Source organism: Agrobacterium sp. CFBP2214, assembly GCF_030209895.1.
Classification (GTDB): Bacteria; Pseudomonadota; Alphaproteobacteria; order Rhizobiales; family Rhizobiaceae; genus Agrobacterium; species Agrobacterium radiobacter.
This window is the reverse complement of record NZ_JARVRC010000001.1, coordinates 1,356,942-1,377,089: the sequence shown is the minus strand read 5'-3', so window position 1 is coordinate 1,377,089 and position 20,148 is coordinate 1,356,942. Positions and strand designations below refer to the sequence as shown.

21 protein-coding genes and 1 riboswitch are annotated in these 20,148 nt (G+C 59.3%); of the genes, 9 read left to right on the top strand and 12 right to left on the bottom strand.

The features are described 5' to 3' along the window. Positions 1-2 precede the first annotated feature (2 nt). From QRN60_RS06835 to crcB, 4 genes are all read right to left on the bottom strand, one after another. Entirely contained in the window at positions 3-797 is a 795-nt protein-coding gene (locus tag QRN60_RS06835) for an ATP12 family chaperone protein (protein ID WP_129565086.1), read from the bottom strand. A gap of 29 nt (positions 798-826) precedes the next feature. After that, positions 827-1,492 carry an HAD family hydrolase gene (locus QRN60_RS06830; RefSeq protein ID WP_099085429.1) on the bottom strand — a complete coding sequence of 222 codons (666 nt, stop codon included), beginning with the start codon at positions 1,490-1,492 and terminating at the stop codon, positions 827-829. A gap of 5 nt (positions 1,493-1,497) precedes the next feature. Beyond that, a complete protein-coding gene (locus tag QRN60_RS06825) occupies positions 1,498-2,487 on the bottom strand; it encodes an RluA family pseudouridine synthase (RefSeq protein ID WP_003502691.1) in 990 nt (329 codons plus the stop codon). A gap of 65 nt (positions 2,488-2,552) precedes the next feature. Continuing rightward, positions 2,553-2,930 (bottom strand): fluoride efflux transporter CrcB, encoded by a 378-nt coding sequence (gene crcB / locus QRN60_RS06820; RefSeq protein WP_129565085.1) that lies wholly within the window; start codon positions 2,928-2,930, stop codon positions 2,553-2,555. 201 nt (positions 2,931-3,131) lie between these two features. On the opposite strand from crcB, the gene QRN60_RS06815 reads away from it, so the two are divergent. Beyond that, complete coding sequence (locus QRN60_RS06815) at positions 3,132-3,452, top strand: hypothetical protein (protein ID WP_129565084.1); 321 nt, start codon at positions 3,132-3,134, stop codon at positions 3,450-3,452. 222 nt (positions 3,453-3,674) lie between these two features. Here QRN60_RS06815 and QRN60_RS06810 read toward each other — a convergent pair whose 3' ends face one another. Then, positions 3,675-4,649 (bottom strand): copper chaperone PCu(A)C domain-containing protein, encoded by a 975-nt coding sequence (locus QRN60_RS06810; RefSeq protein ID WP_129565083.1) that lies wholly within the window; start codon positions 4,647-4,649, stop codon positions 3,675-3,677. 87 nt (positions 4,650-4,736) lie between these two features. Then, positions 4,737-5,126 carry a hypothetical protein gene (locus tag QRN60_RS06805; RefSeq protein ID WP_223568418.1) on the bottom strand — a complete coding sequence of 130 codons (390 nt, stop codon included), beginning with the start codon at positions 5,124-5,126 and terminating at the stop codon, positions 4,737-4,739. Positions 5,127-5,291: 165 nt separating this feature from the next. On the opposite strand from QRN60_RS06805, the gene QRN60_RS06800 reads away from it, so the two are divergent. The 5 genes from QRN60_RS06800 to QRN60_RS06780 all read left to right on the top strand — a co-directional run bounded on the left by QRN60_RS06800 (position 5,292) and on the right by QRN60_RS06780 (position 11,281). Continuing rightward, positions 5,292-5,477, top strand: a complete 186-nt coding sequence (locus tag QRN60_RS06800) for a DUF3008 family protein (RefSeq protein ID WP_020012481.1) — start codon at positions 5,292-5,294, stop codon at positions 5,475-5,477. 217 nt (positions 5,478-5,694) lie between these two features. Continuing rightward, positions 5,695-5,782: riboswitch (glycine riboswitch) on the top strand. 149 nt (positions 5,783-5,931) lie between these two features. After that, the gene (gene gcvT / locus QRN60_RS06795) at positions 5,932-7,071 is read left to right on the top strand and encodes a glycine cleavage system aminomethyltransferase GcvT (protein WP_111792841.1); all 1,140 of its coding nucleotides are present in this window, start codon (positions 5,932-5,934) and stop codon (positions 7,069-7,071) included. A gap of 28 nt (positions 7,072-7,099) precedes the next feature. Further along, a complete protein-coding gene (gene gcvH, locus QRN60_RS06790) occupies positions 7,100-7,462 on the top strand; it encodes a glycine cleavage system protein GcvH (protein WP_045016075.1) in 363 nt (120 codons plus the stop codon). After that, positions 7,462-10,326, top strand: coding sequence for an aminomethyl-transferring glycine dehydrogenase (gene gcvP, locus QRN60_RS06785; RefSeq protein WP_129565082.1), 2,865 nt, complete (start codon positions 7,462-7,464; stop codon positions 10,324-10,326). The genes gcvH and gcvP overlap by 1 nt, the downstream gene beginning before the upstream one ends. A gap of 151 nt (positions 10,327-10,477) precedes the next feature. Continuing rightward, entirely contained in the window at positions 10,478-11,281 is an 804-nt protein-coding gene (locus QRN60_RS06780; protein WP_060724166.1) for an endonuclease/exonuclease/phosphatase family protein, read from the top strand. 45 nt (positions 11,282-11,326) lie between these two features. Here the strand turns inward: QRN60_RS06780 and QRN60_RS06775 are convergent, their stop codons facing one another. After that, the gene (locus QRN60_RS06775; RefSeq protein ID WP_060724165.1) at positions 11,327-11,830 is read right to left on the bottom strand and encodes a hypothetical protein; all 504 of its coding nucleotides are present in this window, start codon (positions 11,828-11,830) and stop codon (positions 11,327-11,329) included. 133 nt (positions 11,831-11,963) lie between these two features. On the opposite strand from QRN60_RS06775, the gene QRN60_RS06770 reads away from it, so the two are divergent. Next, positions 11,964-13,301, top strand: coding sequence for an MFS transporter (locus QRN60_RS06770; protein ID WP_165000614.1), 1,338 nt, complete (start codon positions 11,964-11,966; stop codon positions 13,299-13,301). A gap of 71 nt (positions 13,302-13,372) precedes the next feature. Here the strand turns inward: QRN60_RS06770 and QRN60_RS06765 are convergent, their stop codons facing one another. The 5 genes from QRN60_RS06765 to cysG all read right to left on the bottom strand — a co-directional run bounded on the left by QRN60_RS06765 (position 13,373) and on the right by cysG (position 18,299). Continuing rightward, the gene (locus QRN60_RS06765; RefSeq protein WP_129565080.1) at positions 13,373-14,185 is read right to left on the bottom strand and encodes a ferredoxin--NADP reductase; all 813 of its coding nucleotides are present in this window, start codon (positions 14,183-14,185) and stop codon (positions 13,373-13,375) included. Between the two features lie 147 nt (positions 14,186-14,332). Further along, on the bottom strand, positions 14,333-14,839 hold the full coding sequence (locus QRN60_RS06760) for a DUF934 domain-containing protein (protein WP_129565079.1): 507 nt from the start codon (positions 14,837-14,839) through the stop codon (positions 14,333-14,335). Positions 14,840-14,849: 10 nt separating this feature from the next. Then, positions 14,850-16,520, bottom strand: coding sequence for a nitrite/sulfite reductase (locus tag QRN60_RS06755; RefSeq protein ID WP_129565078.1), 1,671 nt, complete (start codon positions 16,518-16,520; stop codon positions 14,850-14,852). A gap of 8 nt (positions 16,521-16,528) precedes the next feature. Beyond that, positions 16,529-16,843: a DUF2849 domain-containing protein gene (locus tag QRN60_RS06750; RefSeq protein ID WP_003512933.1), complete on the bottom strand. Its 315-nt coding sequence runs from the start codon at positions 16,841-16,843 to the stop codon at positions 16,529-16,531. Then, a complete protein-coding gene (gene cysG, locus QRN60_RS06745; RefSeq protein ID WP_129565077.1) occupies positions 16,836-18,299 on the bottom strand; it encodes a siroheme synthase CysG in 1,464 nt (487 codons plus the stop codon). Before cysG ends, QRN60_RS06750 begins: the two co-directional genes overlap by 8 nt. A gap of 218 nt (positions 18,300-18,517) precedes the next feature. Between cysG and QRN60_RS06740 the strand changes: the two genes are divergently transcribed. Both QRN60_RS06740 and mazG read left to right on the top strand, forming a co-directional pair. Continuing rightward, complete coding sequence (locus QRN60_RS06740; protein WP_410489622.1) at positions 18,518-19,150, top strand: deaminase; 633 nt, start codon at positions 18,518-18,520, stop codon at positions 19,148-19,150. A 67-nt stretch (positions 19,151-19,217) separates the two neighbouring features. After that, positions 19,218-20,063, top strand: coding sequence for a nucleoside triphosphate pyrophosphohydrolase (mazG, locus tag QRN60_RS06735; protein ID WP_035212512.1), 846 nt, complete (start codon positions 19,218-19,220; stop codon positions 20,061-20,063). Positions 20,064-20,148: the final 85 nt, after the last annotated feature.

Sequence of the window (20,148 nt, the reverse complement as noted above, 5' to 3'; positions counted from 1 at the left end):
CGTTAAGAAGCGCTCTTCAGGGACTCCAGAACATTGAGTGCCGCGCGCATGTCGACAAGCCTCACGGCGCGGCGCTCCAGCGCGTCCTCGTCCTCCCCCCATTGCTCGGCGGTCCAGTCCTCATCGAGATGGGCAAGCGCCCATGCTTCCTCCTGCGTCAGCTGCCCTTCCGCCAGCGCAAGCGCCAGAATGGCGGAGCCGGTCAGCGACGTCATGGTGTGAAGAGCGGCAAGTGCGATCGGTGTGTCATATTTCTTCAGCGTTACCGCGAAAGCCGCGATGGCTTCGCGTGGCTGGTCTTGATGCATTACGCCTTCAACGAGAATGAAGCGCGCGCCGAGCACATTGGCCGCCCAGTCCAGCACGGGATCCCAATGGTCCGTCTGTCGCGCAACCAGCGCTTCCGGGTCACCGGCGCGGTAACAAAGAAGATCGGAAGAAGAAAACCGGAGGATATCCTCGAAAACCGCCTGGGTGTCGTTGGCGACGCCATCGATGGCGGTATTCACATGGCGCGATACCGGCATGACCACCGGGTTCACCACCTCCTTCTGGGCATCCCACTCATCGCGAAGCAGTTCAGCCAGCGCGTGCGACGGGACGGTCAGCGGCTTCTTGGCGGGCGTGCGCAGCGGCTTGCCATCGAGAAGGATGGCAAAGCCACCCTCCTCCACCTCTCCGACGGTGACATCTTTGTAGAACCGCTTCGGCAAAGGTTTCTGCATCTGGATTTGCGCGCGCAGGATCGGGTCGGGGTGGCTCAGGCCCTCCGAAAGGTCGTTCAGGAGATCACGCATGGCACGTCCTCATCAGTCGGATAGAAAGGTTAGAGATTATCGGCAGGAACATAGGCCGGAATTTCACGTGGATGGCTGACTACCGCATCTGCGCCCGCCGTCCAGAGTTCATCGACGGAAGCATAACCCCAGGCGACGCCGATCGCTTTTGCGCCCGCAGCCTTGGCCATCTGCATGTCATAGACCGCATCGCCGATCACGATAGTATCGGCCGGAACCATGCCGGTTTCGTGGCAACACTCCATGACCATGGCCGGATGCGGCTTTGACGGGCAATCATCCGCCGTGCGCGAAACGATGAAGTGTTCGGCAAAGCCGTGGGTTTCGAGAATATGGGTGAGCCCGCGCCTTCCCTTGCCGGTCACCGCGCCGATCAGCACGTCGTCCCGTTTCGAAAGCGTGTCGATCAGCGGCGCGATACCGTCGAAGAGCGGCGTCGTCATTTCGGGACGCTCGCGCAGGGGATGATAAACTTCCCTGTAACGCTGCGTCATTGCCAGCGCCTCCTCATCCACATGCGTCTTGCCGAGCATGCGGGCGATGGCGATATCCAGCGTCAGCCCGATGATTGCCTTGGTCTGCGAGATATCAGGCCGCGGCTTGCCAAAATCGGCAAAGGTTTCGACCATGACCGCATGGATCAGGCCGGCGCTGTCCACCAGTGTGCCGTCGCAATCGAAAAGAACGAGCTTCATCGCTTTCAGTCTTCCCTGTCGCCATCGGCCACGTCGAGGCCGAGCAGGTTCCAGGTCTGCACCATATGCGGCGGCAAAGGTGCGCTGACCCGAAGCCGGCCCCCATTCGGATGCGGAATGTCGATATGGCGCGCATGCAGATGCAGGCGCTTCTGGATGCCGCCGGGGAAATCCCAGTTCGGATCGTCGATATAATATTTGGGATCACCGATGATCGGGTGGCCCATATGCAGCGCGTGAACGCGGAGCTGATGGGTGCGGCCGGTATAGGGTTCCATCTCCAGCCAGGCGAGGTTCTGCGCGGCGGTATCGATGACACGGTAATAGGAAACGGCGTGATCGGCCCCCTCCTCGCCATGCTTGGCGATACGCATGCGGTCGCCATCCATGGTCTGTTCCTTGACCAGCCAGGTAGAAATCTTGTCCTGGTGCTTGCGCGGAACGCCCTTGACCAGCGCCCAATAGGTCTTCTTGGTGTCGCGCTCGCGGAAGGCGGCCGTCAGCTTCTGCGCAGCACCGCGGGTGCGGGCAACCACCAGCACGCCGGAGGTATCGCGGTCGAGGCGGTGCACCAGACGCGGCTTTTCGCCCTTAGGGCTGGTCCAGGCTTCCAGAAGCCCGTCGATATGGCGGTTGACGCCGGAACCGCCCTGAACGGCGATGCCGGCCGGCTTGTTGAAAACGAAAACCTTGTCGTCTTCATGCAAGAGCATGCGCGCCAGAAGTTCCGCGTCTTCCGAATGTTTGAGATCCCTTGATCCGATCGGTCCGCTTTTGACCTTGAGATCGGAATCGACCGGCGGCACGCGCACCATCTGTCCCGGCTGCACCCGCGCATCCGTCTTCACCCGGCCGCCATCCACGCGCACCTGTCCGGATCGCAACAGCTTCTGCAACTGTCCGAAACCAAGTCCCGGATAGTGAATCTTGAACCAGCGATCGAGGCGCATACCGGCCTCGTCGGCCCCGACCTTGATATGCTCGATACCTGCCATGAAATTTCCAGTCTCTCTGTCTTGATCGCGCGCCCGTTGTTCGGCGCGCCGTTTGGATCAAGCCTTTAGAACAAGTTGCGGCCCAAGGCCAGCCCGGCGAAAACCGCAGCAATGGAAACCACAAGACTTGCAAGGACGTAAACGGCCGAAAGGCCGAGCGCACCGCGTTCGAAAAGCGCCACCGCATCGAGCGAGAAGGACGAAAATGTCGTGAACCCGCCGAGCACGCCGGTGACGAGAAACAGGCGCATTTCCATCGAGGCGTTCAGCCGCCGCGCCACAAGCTCGACCAACAGGCCGATGAGGAAAGACCCGACCACATTAACTGCAAGCGTTCCCCAGGGGAAATTGGGCCCGGCCAGCCGCACGCTCCAGACGCTGACCAGATAACGGAACACGGAACCGATGGCGCCGCCTATCGCGACAAGAGCGATATTGATCATGGGAATGGTATCTCCGGAAATTACCGGACCTGTGAAGTCCGACCCATTTCTAGACCAAGGGCACAGCGGACGAAAGCCCTTTGGCAGGCGTCTTCGTCCACTAAAATACGATTAAATTGCAGCGTCGCGATTTAGCCTTCCAACAAGATGCGGCTGCTAATCTCGTTTTTTTAAGGGTCGGCGACAATTGCCGGGGGTTGGATGACACAGGTTCTTTCTGTTTCCGCGAATACGGCAGCCTATGCGCTGGAAGCCGTGAAGCCATCGCAGCGCGTTCCGCGCAAAAGCGAAGTGGAAGAGGCCATTCACGAATTGGCGCGCAAGGCCGAAGGTGGGGATGACTTCCAGCTGCGTGGTATGATGACGGTGATCAAGCCACCCGCCCTGACGCTCTATTTCCTGACCGTTGCCAGCCAGCGCCACGAGCCGCAGACGACACTGGAGCAGGCCGTTGAGGCCTATGAGGAAAACAGCACCACGCAAAAACCCAGAAATGACGTGTTAGATCATACCGATATATAGGTATCTTAATTTGGTTTCTCGGCCTCTTGACCACGTCGAATGGACATTCGCGTTTAGCTTGGTGTCAGCTTGATTTTCTAGATATTCGACCGAGTTCCGGAAAATCGCGATGGCAGATGCCCTCTCCCTTTTTCCATCACGGCGCTGAAGAACAAATACAATATATGAAAAATCTTGCGGCTACCGGACCTGTCACGCGTTCCGGTAGCCGCTTTTCATTGGTCAATTATGCTTGTGGTCGCCGCCGCCCTTGGCTGCGCCAGCGGAGAGCACGATGTCGACCTTGCCGGCCTTTTCGAAGATCAGCGTCACCGGCACCTTGTCGCCTTCGGCAAAGGGCTTCTTTACATCAAAGAACATCATGTGCAGACCGCCGGGCTTCAGCTCCACTGTCTGGCCGGCGGGAATGACGATGCCGTCATCCAGCTTGCGCATTTTCATGACGTCGTTGACCATGGCCATCTCATGGATTTCGGCACGACCGGCAGCCGAGGATTCAACGCCGACCAGCTTGTCGTTGCTATCGCCGGTATTCTTGATCGACACATAGCCGCCGCCCACGGGCTGGCCCGGCAACATGGCCTTGGTCGTGCCGCCAGACACTTCGAGGCTGCCTGCCTTTACGACAGCCATATCCATGCTCATGCCGGCATGGTCATGGCCGCCCGCATGCGCCTTGGTGGTGACCTTGATGGTCGGCGCCGGGCTTTTCAGGGAATGGGGATCGACGCCGGCCGCCGCGACCTCATCCCAGGATACCTTGCCCTTGTCACCGCAAAGCTGCGTTACCTTGAAGGGCAGGTCGTGCCCTGCTTCGATACCGGAAATCTTACCCTGCACCGCGAAGGTATCGTAAAACTCGTCCGGGAGGTTGCCGCCCTTCCAGCGAATTTCGATCGGACCGCTTTTGATCTCCTTGCCGTGGTTCTTATAGACCTTCTGGTAGTCGCCCTTGATGATCTCCAGCTCCCAGCCGGCCTTGGGCTGCGGCTTGGCGGAAATGAAGCCTTCCGGCAGCTTGATCTGGACTTCGGTGGTGGCGAGCCCGCCGTCACAGCCATGCGGCACCTGAAGGGCCGCAACGACGGTGCTGTCCTGTTCGGCCGAACCCTCAACGAATGTGGCATGGGCAAAAGCCTGTGCAGTCGAAACCGAGGCGACGAAAAGGCCGCAGGTGATGATCTTGGTGGTTTTCATTTGCTTGTCCCTGCGACTGCTACCCTCTGGGTCTGCGCAGCCGCTCCGTGCCGCCAAAGACGGCGATTATCCCGTTAAAACGAAAAATCAGGCGGACTGGGGTGGCGGGCCGCGCGCGGCGGGTTGCTGGATCGTCAGGACGGAGCGGAAGCTCCATTCCGCAGAGAGACGATTGTCGAGCCAGGCAAATTGGGTCTTCAGCCAGCCTTCCGTATCGGGCATGGGCAGAAGAATGGACGATGCCAGCAGGCACGCCTCGCAGAAGAGGATAGCGTCACCCGAATGGGCCGGGCTGTCCTTGGTGTGGGAGGCATTCAAACCGCCGGCGTGGCCGAGGCAGATTTCGGCAAAGGTGCCATCCGGAAGCCGGTAGCTCTCGTCGAGTGCAACCTCCGGGGCAACGGCAAGTGCTGGCTTGTGGGCAAAACCGAGCGACAACATCAGGGTCGCGCAGAAAATGCGAAGCACCTTCTCCATCCCTGTCAGCCGTCGTTTTCGATTTGCATCCATAATCCCATGCGATATCCCGCTTTCCCGCCGATTTCAAAGGGGAATTTTGCCGCAGGCTTAACAGTTGCAAGGGAACAATCGCCGCAAGGCGGCATTTTCCCGTCGGAACCACCGTTTCAAGGGAGATCCGACATGCCAGCCAAATCGAAAGCCCAGCAGAAAGCCGCCGGCGCCGCACTCGCCGCCAAACGGGGTGAGACGAAGAAATCCAGTTTACAAGGTGCTTCAAAAAGCATGGAGAAGTCTATGACAGAAAAGGAACTTGAGGATTTCGCTTCGACGAAACGCAAGGGCCTGCCGGAGAAAAAATCCGATTAGCGCCGCCCCTTCCAGCCAGCCTGAAGCCGTACGCTGAAAAAGCCTCGTCGCGCCCATGCGAGCCGCATCGACCGGACTACTCCGACGAGTACGAAACGCGGTCTTAAAACCGTTATACCGGACAGGATAGATGTTGATGGCGCAGATGGAGCAAGAATCTGTTCAGATGCGTCATTTGGTCCTTGCCAATAGCGGGCCTTCGAAGATAATGAGCGTCGCATCATCGTTGGGAGAAACCGCTTCAATGCGGTGCCGAAGGAGCAACCGCCCCGGAAACTCTCAGGCAAAAGGACCAGCGGTGAAGACGAAACTCTGGAGAGAAGCCACCTTTAAACAGGACGGCTCGCCGAAGGGATAACAATCTCAGGCGACAAGGACAGAGGGGGCTCTTGAACCGGCGCTTCGCGCCATGACCTGAGCCCGCGCGATCATTCGCGCAACCCTGGAGGCGTCCTTGGACGATAACGCCGAGCTTCAAATCACGCCGCTCAATTCCCTGCATATTTCGCTTGGCGCCCGCATGGTGCCTTTTGCCGGTTACGATATGCCGGTGCAATATCCGGCCGGCGTTCTGAAGGAACATCTTCAGACCCGCACCTCAGCCGGCCTGTTCGACGTATCCCACATGGGCCAGGTGATCGTGAAGGCGAAGTCCGGCAACAATGCCGATGCCGCACTTGCGCTCGAAAAGCTGGTGCCGGTCGACATTCTCGGCCTCAAGGAAGGTCGTCAGCGTTACGGTTTCTTCACCGATGAAAACGGCTGCATTCTGGACGACCTGATGATCACCAATCGCGGCGATCATCTTTTCGTCGTCGTCAACGCATCCTGCAAACACGCCGATGTCGCCCATATGAAGGCGCATCTTTCCGGTGACTGCGAGATTACCCTTCTTGACGACCGGGCGCTTATCGCGCTGCAGGGACCACGCGCGGAGGCGGTTCTGGCGGAACTGTGGGCCGGCGTGTCCGAAATGAAGTTCATGGATGTGCTGGAAATTCCGCTGCATGACGTGCCCTGCATCGTCTCCCGCTCCGGTTATTCCGGTGAGGACGGCTTTGAAATCTCCGTGCCCGCCGAAAAGGCGGAAGAGATAGCCAAGGCCCTGCTCGAACATCCCGATTGCGAGCCGATCGGTCTTGGCGCGCGTGACAGCCTGCGTCTCGAAGCCGGTCTTTGTCTTTATGGCAACGATATCGACACCACGACCTCCCCCATCGAAGCTTCGCTCGAATGGGCGATCCAGAAGGCGCGCCGCGCCGGTGGCGATCGCGAAGGCGGTTTTCCGGGTGCTGAGCGCATTCTCGGCGAACTGAAAGACGGCACATCGCGCCGTCGCGTCGGCCTGAAGCCCGAGGGCAAGGCGCCGGTGCGTGGCCATTCCAAGCTTTTCGCGGATGCCGAGGGCAAGACGGAAATCGGCGAAGTGACATCCGGTGGCTTTGGACCTTCGGTTGAGGGTCCCGTTGCCATGGGTTACGTGCCAACGGCCTACACGGCCCCCGGTACGGCAATCTTTGCGGAAGTGCGCGGCAAATACCTGCCCGTCACCGTCGCTGCCCTGCCCTTCATCAAGCCCACCTACAAACGATAATCTTCATCCCATCTCCGGAGAGAATACGATGCTGAAATTTACCGCAGAACACGAATGGCTGAAGTTCGAAGGCGATATCGCCACCGTTGGCATTACCAGCCACGCCGCTGAACAGCTTGGCGACCTCGTCTTCGTCGAATTGCCGGAAGTGGGCGCCACCTTTTCCAAGGATGGCGACGCAGCGACCGTTGAATCCGTCAAGGCGGCTTCCGATGTCTATTGTCCGCTGGATGGCGAAGTGGTGGAAATCAACCAGGCCATCGTCGACGATCCCTCGCTGGTCAATTCCGATCCGCAGGGCGCCGGCTGGTTCTTCAAGCTGAAGCTTTCCAACGTGGCGGATGCCGATACGCTGCTCGACGAGGCAGCCTACAAGGAGCTGATCGCGTAATGACGACGCCCACAGAATTCCATTTCACCGACTATCAGCCCTATGATTTCGCCAATCGGCGTCACATCGGGCCGTCGCCGTCGGAAATGGCTGACATGCTGAAGGTCGTTGGTTACAAAAGCCTCGACGCGCTCATCGACGCCACCGTTCCCTCCTCCATTCGCCAGAAGGTACCGCTGACCTGGGGTGCGGCGCTGACCGAACGCGAGGCGCTCGATCGCCTGCGCGAAACGGCCAACAAGAACCAGGTGCTGACCTCGCTGATCGGTCAGGGTTATTACGGCACGATCACGCCGCCGGTCATCCAGCGCAATATTCTGGAAAATCCAGCCTGGTACACGGCCTATACGCCCTACCAGCCGGAAATCAGCCAGGGTCGTCTCGAAGCGCTGCTGAACTACCAGACCATGGTCTGCGACCTGACCGGCCTTGATGTCGCCAACGCATCGCTGCTCGATGAAGCGACGGCCGCTGCCGAAGCAATGGCCATGTGCCAGCGCGTCGCCAAATCCAAGGCGACCGCCTTCTTTGTCGATGCCAATTGCCACCCGCAGACCATCGCGCTGATCGAGACCCGTGCTGCCCCGCTCGGCTGGAAGGTGATCGTCGGCAACCCGTTCGCCGATCTCGATCCCGTCGATGTGTTCGGCGCGATCTTCCAGTATCCGGGCACCCACGGCCATGTCAGCGATTTCTCGGGCCTGATTTCCCGCCTGCATCAGACCGGCGCCATCGCCGCCGTCGCCGCCGATCTCCTGGCGCTGACGCTGTTGAAGTCTCCGGGCGAAATGGGTGCGGATATCGCCATCGGCACCTCGCAGCGTTTTGGCGTTCCGGTCGGTTACGGCGGCCCGCATGCGGCCTATATGTCTGTCAAGGATGCGCATAAGCGCTCCATGCCGGGCCGTCTGGTCGGCGTCTCGGTCGATGCGCGCGGCAACCGCGCCTATCGCCTGTCGCTGCAGACCCGCGAGCAGCATATCCGCCGCGAAAAGGCGACGTCGAACATCTGCACGGCGCAGGTGCTGCTGGCCGTCATGGCTTCCATGTACGGCGTCTTCCACGGCCCGCAGGGCATCAAGGCGATTGCCCAGCAGACACACCAGAAGGCCGTACTGATGGCCAAGGGTCTGGAAAAGCTCGGCTACACGATCGAGCCGGAGACCTTCTTCGATACGATCACCGTCGAAGTCGGTCACATGCAGGGCGTCATCTTGCGCTCGGCCGTTGCGGAAGGCGTGAACCTGCGCAAGGTCGGCGCGACCAAGATCGGCATGAGCCTTGACGAGCGCACCCGCCCGGCGACGCTTGAGGCCGTCTGGCGCGCATTCGGCGGCAATTTCTCGATCTCGGATTTCGAGCCGGAATATCGTCTGCCGAAGGAACTGCTGCGCACCAGCCAGTACATGACGCATCCGATCTTCCACATGAACCGTGCCGAAAGCGAGATGACCCGATACATCCGCCGTCTTTCGGACCGTGATCTCGCGCTCGACCGCTCGATGATCCCGCTCGGTTCCTGCACCATGAAGCTCAATGCAACTGCGGAGATGCTGCCGATCACCTGGCCGGAATTTTCCGACATCCACCCCTTCGTGCCGGCCAATCAGGCGCTCGGCTACAAGGAAATGATCGACGATCTCTCCGAAAAGCTGTGCTCGGTCACCGGTTACGACGCCTTCTCCATGCAGCCGAATTCCGGCGCGCAGGGGGAATATGCGGGGCTTCTGACCATCCGCAACTATCACCTCGCCAATGGCGGCACACATCGCGACGTCTGCCTCATTCCGACCTCCGCGCATGGCACCAATCCTGCCTCCGCGCAGATGGTCGGCATGAAAGTGGTGCCGGTGAAGGTGCGGGACAATGGTGACATCGACATCGATGATTTCCGTGCAAAAGCAGAGCAGTATGCGGAAAACCTCTCGTGCTGCATGATCACATATCCGTCCACCCACGGCGTGTTCGAGGAGACGGTTCGCGAGATCTGCGAGATCACCCACAAGCATGGTGGTCAGGTTTATCTCGATGGCGCGAACATGAACGCCATGGTCGGCCTTGCCCGTCCCGGCGATATCGGTTCGGACGTTTCCCACCTCAACCTGCACAAGACCTTCTGCATTCCGCATGGCGGCGGTGGTCCGGGCATGGGGCCGATTGGCGTCAAGGCGCATCTTGCTCCCTTCCTTCCCGGCCATCCGACGACGGACGGTCGTGAAGGTGCGGTTTCGGCTGCCCCGTTCGGCTCGCCTTCGATCCTGCCGATCTCCTGGAGCTATTGCCTGATGATGGGCGGCGAAGGGCTGACGCAGGCGACCAAGGTTGCGATCCTCAACGCCAACTACATCGCCGAACGGCTGAAGGGCGCTTACGACGTGCTCTACAAGTCCGAAACGGGACGCGTGGCGCATGAGTGCATCATCGACACCCGGCCCTTGGCGGACAGCTGCGGCGTGACGGTGGACGATGTTGCAAAGCGCCTCGTCGACTGCGGTTTCCATGCGCCGACCATGAGCTGGCCGGTGGCCGGCACGCTGATGATCGAGCCGACGGAATCCGAGACCAAGGCGGAAATTGACCGTTTCTGCGATGCCATGCTGGCGATCCGTGAGGAAGCCCGCGACATCGAGGAAGGCCGTGCGGACAAGACCAACAATCCGCTGAAGAACGCACCGCATACGGTGGAAGACCTCGTTGGCGAGTGGGATCGTCCCTACAGCCGCGAACAGGGTTGCTTCCCGCCCGGCGCCTTCCGCATCGACAAATACTGGTCGCCTGTGAACCGCATCGACAACGTCTATGGCGACCGTAACCTCATCTGCACCTGCCCGCCGATGGAGGCCTACGCCGAAGCCGCCGAATAAGGCATTCGGTGCAAACAAACACAAAAAGGCCCGGAGCGATCCGGGCCTTTTTCGTTACGGCAACAACATTTCGCGACCTCGCTGCACACGATTGATCGTCATCCGTTCCATGCTAAAACGGGTGCCACAATCAAGCGGTGATGGAGTGTGAATGCGTCTGATTTGCCTGAATGGTTGGGGCGGAAAGCTTCATGACGAGCTTGTTCCCTATATCGCCTCATCCGATCCCGATATTCTCTGCCTGCAAGAGGTGGTGCACACGCCGACTGCCTTGCAGGACTGGCTGAGCTATCGTGATCACGGCATCGACCTGCCGCAAAGAGCGAACTTCTTCAGCGATATCGCCGAGGCCTTGCCAAATCATCTGGCGATTTTCTGCCCGGCGGCGCAGGGCGATCTCTGGCATGGTGAGATCAGGTATCCTTCCCAATGGGGGCTGGCGACCTTCGTGCGCAAATCCATCGCCATTGTTGCGCAGGCGCAGGGTTTCGTGCACGGCACCTTTTCCGCAGATGGATACGGCGATCATCCACGGTCGCGTACGGGTCACGCCATCAGGGTTTTCGATTTCACGACCGGTCAGCCGGTTGTCATTGCCCATATGCACGGGCTGCGCGACCCCAATGGCAAACACGATATCCCTGCCCGTCTGGCGCAGGCAAAACGCCTCGTGCAACTTGTCAAAAACATTGCGGAAGATGGCGACCGGATCGTCGTCTGCGGTGACTTTAATGTTCTACCCGACAGTGACACCTTCACTGTGCTGAAGGAACTGGACCTCATCGAACTCGTCACGACACGCGGTTTTACCGACACGCGGACCTCGCATTATGCCAAAGCGAACCGTTATGCGGATTACATGCTGGTCAATCCGGCTGTGAAGGTCGATCACTTCAATGTGGTGGGGCAGCCGGAAGTCTCGGACCACTGCCCTTTGCTGCTCGAGTTCAGCTAAAGACCCCGAGCAGCCTCGTCTGTCATTTTTTCACGGCCCGCTGCCTCAGCGCACCAGCCGGATATCGCTCGTCACCACCGTCTTGCCGGTCCGGCCATCCTTGTCGGTGGTGCGCAGGCGCAGGCCATTGGCGCCAACCTTTTCGATGGTCATGGCGGCGACGCGATCACCATTGATGTCGCGATTCCAGCGGACCGTGAGGTTGATCGCGTTTCCCCGCCTTTTGCCGGAAAGCGCAGACGGACGACCGGAAGGACCGGTATAGGCACCGCTATAGCGTCCACCCTTCGCCGAGAGATCGGCGGCTATTGCGCGCCTTACGACGAGCAGTCCCCGGCAAGTGCCGGACATGTTGAGCGACGAGGCCCCCGCATTGGAATTAAGCGTACAGTTCACATTGATGGGCGGCGTGCCGATGCGAGTAATCACGGTTCCCTTGCCCGCCCATGTGCCTTTCAGCGACGAAAGGAATTCGCGTTCATCCGCATGCGCGGGCTGTGCGCCGAGCAATCCGGCAGAAAATAAAATTGCGAGAGCCTTGGTCTTCATGGCGAGTATCCGGTTTTTCTTCGAAGACTAACTCGCTTGCACCGCGAAACGTTCCTCCGGCCTATTCTGCAATGAGCAAAATATCGAAGGACTTATGTTTCTGTCGTGTCAATGCAACCAAATGCGGGCACAGATGTTTCTCGCCAGCCTCGATCAATTTCTGATCACCTCTTGCATATTTTTCGGAGCATATTTCATGACGACTATCGGCGTTTCGGCACCGCGCGGCAGCCTGCCTTCCGGCGGTCTGCCTCGCAGCGGTGGCATTTCAGACCGCACGCTTTTTGCACTTGCAGCACTGAATTTCTTTCTGGCCGATGCCCGCGACGGTCTAGGGCCGTTTCTGGACACATTTTTAGCGACACAGGGCTGGTCTTCGCTTTCACTCGGGATGATCGCCACGGTCGGCGGTCTCGTCGGTCTGCTTGCCACGCCGCTTTGCGGCGCGCTGGTGGATGGCACGACGTGGAAAAGAACGCTGATTGCCGTTCCCGTCGTTCTCGTGACTGTCGGCGCGCTGATCACGCTGATCTTTCCGGATGTGTGGATCGTCTGGACCGGCCAGATCATGACGGCGGTCGTCGGTGCCGTCGTCGGCCCGGCGCTAGCCGGACTGACGCTCGGCCTTGTCGGCGAACGCCTGTTCTCCCATCAGATATCGCGCAACGAGTTCTGGAACCACGGCGGCAATTTCGCGTCGCTTTTCGCGACCTATGTGGTGGTCACCTTCTTCGGCATGAACGGCATCATCGGCCTCATGCTGCTGACCGCTGCAGGCGCCTTGGTCGCGACGGCGGCCATCGACCCCGATCGAATCGACCACAAGGTCGCGCGCGGCCTTGCTGAAGACACGGGGGAACCCGGCCCATCCGGCATAAAGGTGCTGCTGCAGGAGCGCGGGCTGATCTTTCTCGCCATCATTCTGCTTGTCTTCCACTTCGGCAACGCGCCGATGGGCCGGTTGATCGCGCAGGATTTCGCCATCGAATTGCAGACGCCCTTCCGCACCACCGCCATCATTACCGGCGTCGCGCAATTCGCGATGATCTTCGTCGCAGCAATGGCCCCATGGCTGATACGCCGTTTCGGTCTCTCGACCGTGTTTATCGTCGCGCTGGTCGCCCTGCCCGTACGAGGTCTTCTTGCCTCGGCCTTTACGGATTTCTGGGTCATCTTCCCGGTGCAGTTTCTTGACGGCGTTGGCGCCGGCCTGCTCGGCATCGTCACCCCCGTTGCGGTGGAGAGGATTTTGAAGGGCACCGGCCGTTTTAACGTCGGTCTTGCCAGCGTCATGATGGTTCAGGGTATCGGCGCATCATTCAGCAATGTCGTTGCGGGCTGGCTGGTGACGAAGGGCGGTTATTCGCTGTCGCATCTCGTCGGTGGCGGCATTGCCGCTATCGCCATCGGGTTTTTTCTTCTCTATCGCAACGAGATCGCGCCGAAACACAATGATGACGCCGTTTCTTAACAGCGACACTGAAGTGCGCAAACAAAAAGGAGGCCTGACGGCCTCCTGAAATCTCATAGTTTGTTATGCAATCAGCCGACAAAAGCACGTTCGATGACGAACTCGGCGGGCTTGTTATTGGCGCCTTCGGTAAGGCCGGCCTTTTCAAGCAGCTCCTTGGTGTCCTTCAACATGGCCGAGGAACCGCAAATCATGCCGCGATCGATTGTCGGATCGAGTGCGGGAACACCGAGATCCGCAAACAGCTTGCCGTTTTCAATCAGCGTGGTGATACGGCCCTTGAAGGGGTAGTCCTCGCGGGTGACGGTGGCGTAATGCTTGAGCTTGTCGCCGACGATCTCGTTCAGGAATTCGTGGTTCCTGATTTCCTCGACCAGATCGAAACCGTATTTCAGCTCGGCCACGTCGCGGCAGGTATGGGTGAGGATGACCTCTTCGAACTTTTCATAGGTATCCGGATCGCGGATCAGGCTTGCGAAAGGCGCAATGCCGGTGCCGGTCGAGAACATATAAAGCCGTCTGCCGGGTGTCAGCGCATCCAGAACCAGCGTGCCTGTCGGCTTCTTGCGCATCAGAACGGTGTCGCCGGGCTTGATCGCCTGAAGATGCGATGTCAGCGGGCCGTCCGGAACCTTGATCGAGAAGAATTCAAGTTCCTCGTCCCAGGCAGGGCTGGCGATGGAATAAGCGCGGTAGATCGGCTTTTCGCCGACCATCAGGCCGATCATGGCGAATTCGCCTGAACGAAAACGGAAGCCAGCCGGACGCGTCGTGCGGAAACGGAACAGGTGATCCGTATAGTGTTCCACCGACAAAACTGTCTCGGCGTAAACACCATCAGGTATCTTGATCGCGAAATCTTCCGTCTTGGCTGGCGCGTTCATTTCAGGTTCCGTCCATTCATTCGATAAGCGACATTCTTCGACCGGGCAATTATACCATTTTTGCCGCGGTTTGAAGGCATGAGAATATCAATACTGCCATGCGCGCAGAAAATATGCATCTAAAACTCATATTTCCCGCACAACGCGTCATTGGGCCGCACGGCGGCGCCAGCTATAGGCCTCTCCACCGTTGGCAGAAAGGGCCGTCGGCTGGTAATAGACTGGGATTTCCGGCAGGCGATTTTCGGACAGGCGGCGGATCGCCGTCTCGTTCGTGACCGCAAAGCTGGTAAAGCCGGTGCGCAGCATCAGCGGCACCTGGTCGATCAAAACATCGCCAACCGCCCTCACCTCGCCGGCAAAATCAAGACGGCTGCGCAGCAACGAGGCATGGCTGAAACCCCGCCCGTCATTGAAGGCCGGGAAGCTGACGGCGACAAGGTCGATACGGTCGAGATAGGGCTCGAGCCGGGTGACATCGTCGGCAGGCGCAATCAGAACGCCGAGGCCGACATCATTGCTTTCAGCCGCACGGACAAGGAAATCAGCAAGCGACAGCACCGGTTTCTGCTCGGCAGTTGCTTTCACTTCCTCCGTTTCGATCACCCAGGGATCGTTTTCCACGAAGCCGTCGCGGTTCCAGATTTTCGTCATGGCAATCTCCTCAGGCGGCTTCAGCGGCGGAACCGTAGAGCGCATCCTTGAACGGCTGCGGTCCGACGCGGCGATAGGCTTCGAGGAAGGTTTCTTCCTTCGAAAGACGCAAGCCCAGATAGGTGTCCACGATGGTTTCCACCGCGTCGGTCACTTTTTCCGGCTCGAAACCACGGCCAATGATCTCACCAATCGAGGTGTTTTCATCACCCGATCCGCCAAGGGTGATCTGGTAGAGTTCCGCACCCTTCTTCTCAACACCCAGAAGGCCGATATGGCCGACATGGTGGTGGCCGCAGGCATTGATGCAGCCGGAAATCTTGATCTTAAGCTCGCCGATTTCCGCCTGACGTTCCGGCGCGCCAAAACGGGTAGAGATTTCCTGCGCCACCGGAATGGAGCGCGCATTGGCAAGCGCGCAATAGTCCAGCCCAGGACAGGCAATGATATCGGTGATCAGCCCGGCATTGGCAGTCGCCAGTCCGGCTCCTACAAGTGCGCGATAGACCGGCTCGAGATCGGCCAGTGCCACATGCGGCAGGATGATGTTCTGCTCGTGGCTGATGCGGATTTCGTCAAAAGCGTATTCGGCGGCGATATCGGCGACGAGTTCCATCTGCTCGTCGGTCGCATCGCCGGGAATGCAGCCAATCGGCTTCAGGGAAATCGTCACCATGCCGTAGTCCGGATGCTTATGCGGCTGGACGTTCTGCTCGACAAAACGGGCAAAACCCTCATCCGCCCGCTTCCAGCGCGCCAGGCTCTCCCAGCCTTCAGGACGGTCCTTAAGTGCTGGCGGTGCGAAATAGGCGGTGATGGCCACAATATCGGCATCCGGCAGCTTCAATTCGGTGTTTTTCAGCTCCGCGAATTCAACCTCGACCTGGCGGGCCAGTTCTTCTGCGCCGGTTTCATGCACGAGGATCTTGATACGCGCCTTGTATTTGTTGTCGCGGCGGCCGTGCAGGTTGTAAACGCGCATGACGGCCGTGGTATAGGACAGCAGGTCTTCTTCCGGCAGGAAGTCGCGGATTTTCTTGGCGATCATCGGCGTACGGCCCTGCCCGCCGCCGACATAGACGGCAAAACCGATCTCGCCCTTGTCGTTCTTTTTCAGATGCAGGCCGATATCGTGAACCTGAATCGCGGCGCGGTCGCGCTCGGCGCCCGTTACAGCGATCTTGAACTTGCGCGGCAGGAACGAGAACTCCGGATGCACGGAAGACCATTGACGCAGGATTTCCGCATAAGGACGCGGATCGGCGACCTCGTCTGCGGCGGCGCCCGCGAAATGGTCGGCGGTCACGTTGCGAATGCAGTTACCCGAGGTCTGCAGCGCATGCATTTCCACGCTTGCCAGTTCGGAGAGTATATCGGGCGTGTCGGACAGGCGCGGCCAGTTGTACTGAATGTTCTGGCGGGTGGTGAAGTGGCCGTAACCCCGGTCATATTTGCGGGCGATATGAGCCAGCATCCGCATCTGCTGCGAATTCAGCGTGCCGTAGGGAATGGCGACGCGCAGCATATAGGCATGGAGCTGGAGATAGACACCGTTCATAAGGCGCAGCGGCTTGAACGCGTCCTCGGCAAGCTCGCCGGACAACCGGCGCTCGACCTGATCGCGAAACTGTGCCACGCGGCCTTCAACAAATGCGTGATCGAACTCGTCGTAACGGTACATATTCTTCCTCAGACTGCGATGAATGCTGCATCGGCCGGCTTGAAGCCGTTGGCGTAGTGCATGGTCGGGCCAGCGGCGCGAATGCGCTCACGAAGCCGCGTCGGCCAAAGCTTGCCATTCTCCTCCACCACGTCGATGACATTCACGTCAACGACCTTGTTGGCGGAAAAATCCCGCTTGCCGATTTCCTCGAACGAAGCGACGGCCTCTGCGTGGCGGGCGACGATTGCGTCCTGCAGGTTCTCCGTCCATTCGCCATTGGCATCGAGCCATACAGCGATCCCATCGCCCAGGCGGTTGGCGGTCAAAACCTTGTCAGCCATTTGCATACTCCCTTTTAAGGTTCGCTGGCCGCGCAACAAGCGCGAGCGCCTCGGACCTGTCAAAATTGGCGCCCGCCACCGCATCGCCGATGATGACCATGACCGGACCGGTCAGTTCGTCGCGATGTTCGAGGTCGGGCAGATCGTTCAAAGTGCCATGCAGTAGGCGGCGATCCGCGCGGCTGGCATTTTCGATGACGGCTACGGTCGTTTCCACGCCGAGACCTGCCTCTATCAGCCTCGTCGCGACCGACGCGGCAACGCTGCGGCCCATATAGACAGCAATGGTAGCGCCGGAGACGGCAAGCCGCGCCCAGTCCGGCAGGACATCGCCAGTCAGATCGTGGCCGGTGGTGAAAATCAGCGACGAAGCGACACCGCGCAGCGTCAAGGGCAATTCGAAATCCGCAGCAGCGGCGAAGGCGGAGGTAATGCCCGGAACGATCTCGTAACCGATACCGGCATCGCGCAGTGCCGCCATTTCCTCTCCCGCCCGGCCATAGACCAGCGGATCACCGGATTTGAGGCGCACGACGCGCTTGCCGTCTTTACCAAGACGCACCAGCAGGCGGTTGATCTCATCCTGCGACTTGCTGTGGCAGCCCTTGCGTTTGCCGACGGACAGCCGCTCGGCGTCGCGGCGCCCCATGTCAACGATTGCCTGCGGCACTAGCGCATCATAGACGATCACATCCGCCTCCATCAGCACGCGCTGCGCGCGCAGCGTCAGCAAATCTTCAGCACCGGGACCAGCGCCGACAAGCCAGACGCGGCCTTCGCTGCGCTCGGGCGATTGCAGCAAACGGTCAGCGGCATGGCGGGCGGATGATGTATCGCCGAGAGCGACGGCATCTGCGACAGCACCGGAAAAGAACCGGCGCCAGAAATTGCGCCGCAACGCGCCCTTGGGAACATTCTGCTCGGCGGCGTCACGATATTGCACGGCGAGACGCGCAAGCTTGCCCAGCGACGGAGACAGCATCTGGTCGATGCGTGCACGGATCATCTGGGCAAGAACCGGGCCTGCGCCTTCGGTGCCAATGGCGATCGCGACGGGTGCGCGGGGGACGAGTGCCGGCGTGAAGAAATCGCAGAACTCCGGCTGATCCACCGCATTGGCGGGGATTTTCTTAGCGCGCGCAGCCAAAACGATCTCACGGTCCAGTGCCTCGTCCCCAGTGGCGGCAAAAACGAGCGTTGCGCCTTCAATCAGCGGGCTTGCGAAACCCAGGGCCCGATGATCGATGCCGTTTTCGCTGATATAGCGCGCAAAATCCGCTTCCGGCTGGTCGGCATAAGCAATGATATGTGCATTGGTATTGGCAAGCAGCCTTACCTTCGCAAAGGCCTCGTCACCATTGCCGAAAACAGCGACCTGCCGTCCCTCAACCCGGAAGAACGCGGGGAAGGTCGAAAGGCGATCGCCAGAAGCGGAAAAATCATGTTCGTTGTGCATCGGGCATTTATCCCGCATTGCGGCGCAAGATTGAAGAAACAGAAATTCAAGCCTTTCCGACACCTGGATTTTTATTTCTCGAACACCCCGGTTTTGGAGGAAAACAAACCGGTAGCCCTTTTTCGCGCCTGCGCGAGGCCTGAGAATCCACTCAGAATCCCTTGACAAAGCGGGTACCCGCGCCGAACAAGGAGCAACGATTACCAGTCGATTTCTCCATGCGAAGACCGCTTTTCCTTGAGGCGGCACGAAGGATCAGACCCTTGACCAGCCACACCCTCGCCACCCGCCTTCTTGATGTCATCGAACACGATATTCTGCCCTTGACGGCGCGCGGCGTCAGCCTCGGCAACAAGGTCTTCGGTGCGGCTATCCTGCGCAAATCCGATCTGTCGCTGGTGATAGCGGAGACCAACAACGAGCTGGAAAATCCGCTCTGGCATGGCGAGGTGCACACGCTGAAGCGGTTTTACGAACTCGGCGAAAAACCGAACACCAAGGACCTGATTTTTCTTTCCACCCATGAACCCTGCACCATGTGCATGTCCGCCATCACCTGGGCCGGTTTCGACAATTTCTATTCCTTTTTCAGCCATGAGGATTCCCGCGACGCTTTCGCGATCCCGCACGATCTGAAAATCCTGAAGGAAGTTTTTGGGCTGGAGCCGGGCGGATATCGCCGCAGTAACGCCTTCTGGAACTCTTTCTTCATCGCCGATCTGGTGGAGGGCGAAGACGATCCGCTCAAAACCACGCTGAAGGCGCAGACGGCCCGTATCAAGGCCGCTTATGACGATCTTTCCACCAGCTATCAGTCGTCAAAAAGCGGTAACGACATTCCGTTGAATTAGAGCCCTTCCAGGCGGTTTTCCGTCAGGATAATGCGTAAAAAAAGCGAAGAACGAAGGTTTGAGACATATGGAAGCCTCGAAGGATATTTCCCGCCTGATCGAGATCATGGAAGCCCTGCGCCAGCCGGAAACCGGTTGCCCGTGGGATGTTGTGCAAACCTTCGAGACGATCAAGCCCTATACCATTGAAGAAGCTTATGAAGTCGCCGACGCCATCGAGCGCAAGGACATGGACGATCTTTGCGAGGAACTGGGCGACCTTCTCTTGCAGGTGGTTTTCCACGCCCGCATTGCCGAGGAACGGGGTGAATTCGCCTTTGGCGACGTGGTTGAGGCCGTCACCTCGAAGATGATCCGCCGCCATCCGCATGTCTTTGCCGTTTCCGAGGCCGATACACCTGACAGCGTCAAGCTGCAATGGGACCGGATCAAGGCCGAGGAAAAGCGCGAACGGGCTGAGCGCCGCGCGCGGCGGGGCATCACCGAGGATTTCAAGGCCGGGTTTCTGGGCGGCGTGCAGCGCAGCCAGCCGGCGCTCACCGAGGCCCTGAAGCTGCAGGAACAGGCCGCGCGCGCCGGTTTCGACTGGTCAGATCCCGCTCCCATTCTCGACAAGATCGAGGAGGAAATCGCCGAATTGCGTGAGGCGCTGGCGGAGGGGAAACCGGAGAAAGTTTCGGACGAACTCGGCGATCTGATCTTTGCCCTCGTCAATATTGGCCGGCATGTCAAAGCCGATCCGGAAGATGCGCTGCGCGGCACCAATACGAAATTCCGTAGGCGTTTCAATCACATCGAAACGTCGCTCACCGAAAATGGCGAGACGCTGGAAGAAGCGAGCCTTGAGCGGATGGAAGACCTGTGGCAGGCGGCAAAACGCATCGAGCGCTCGCTCGATACCGTTTCGTCCTAATCAACCGGATATGCCCGAAAAATAGGAGCGCCCGGCGCTCCCGAGACTGGTGACGTGAGGGAAGCTCCGCCATCGTTCTCGAAGC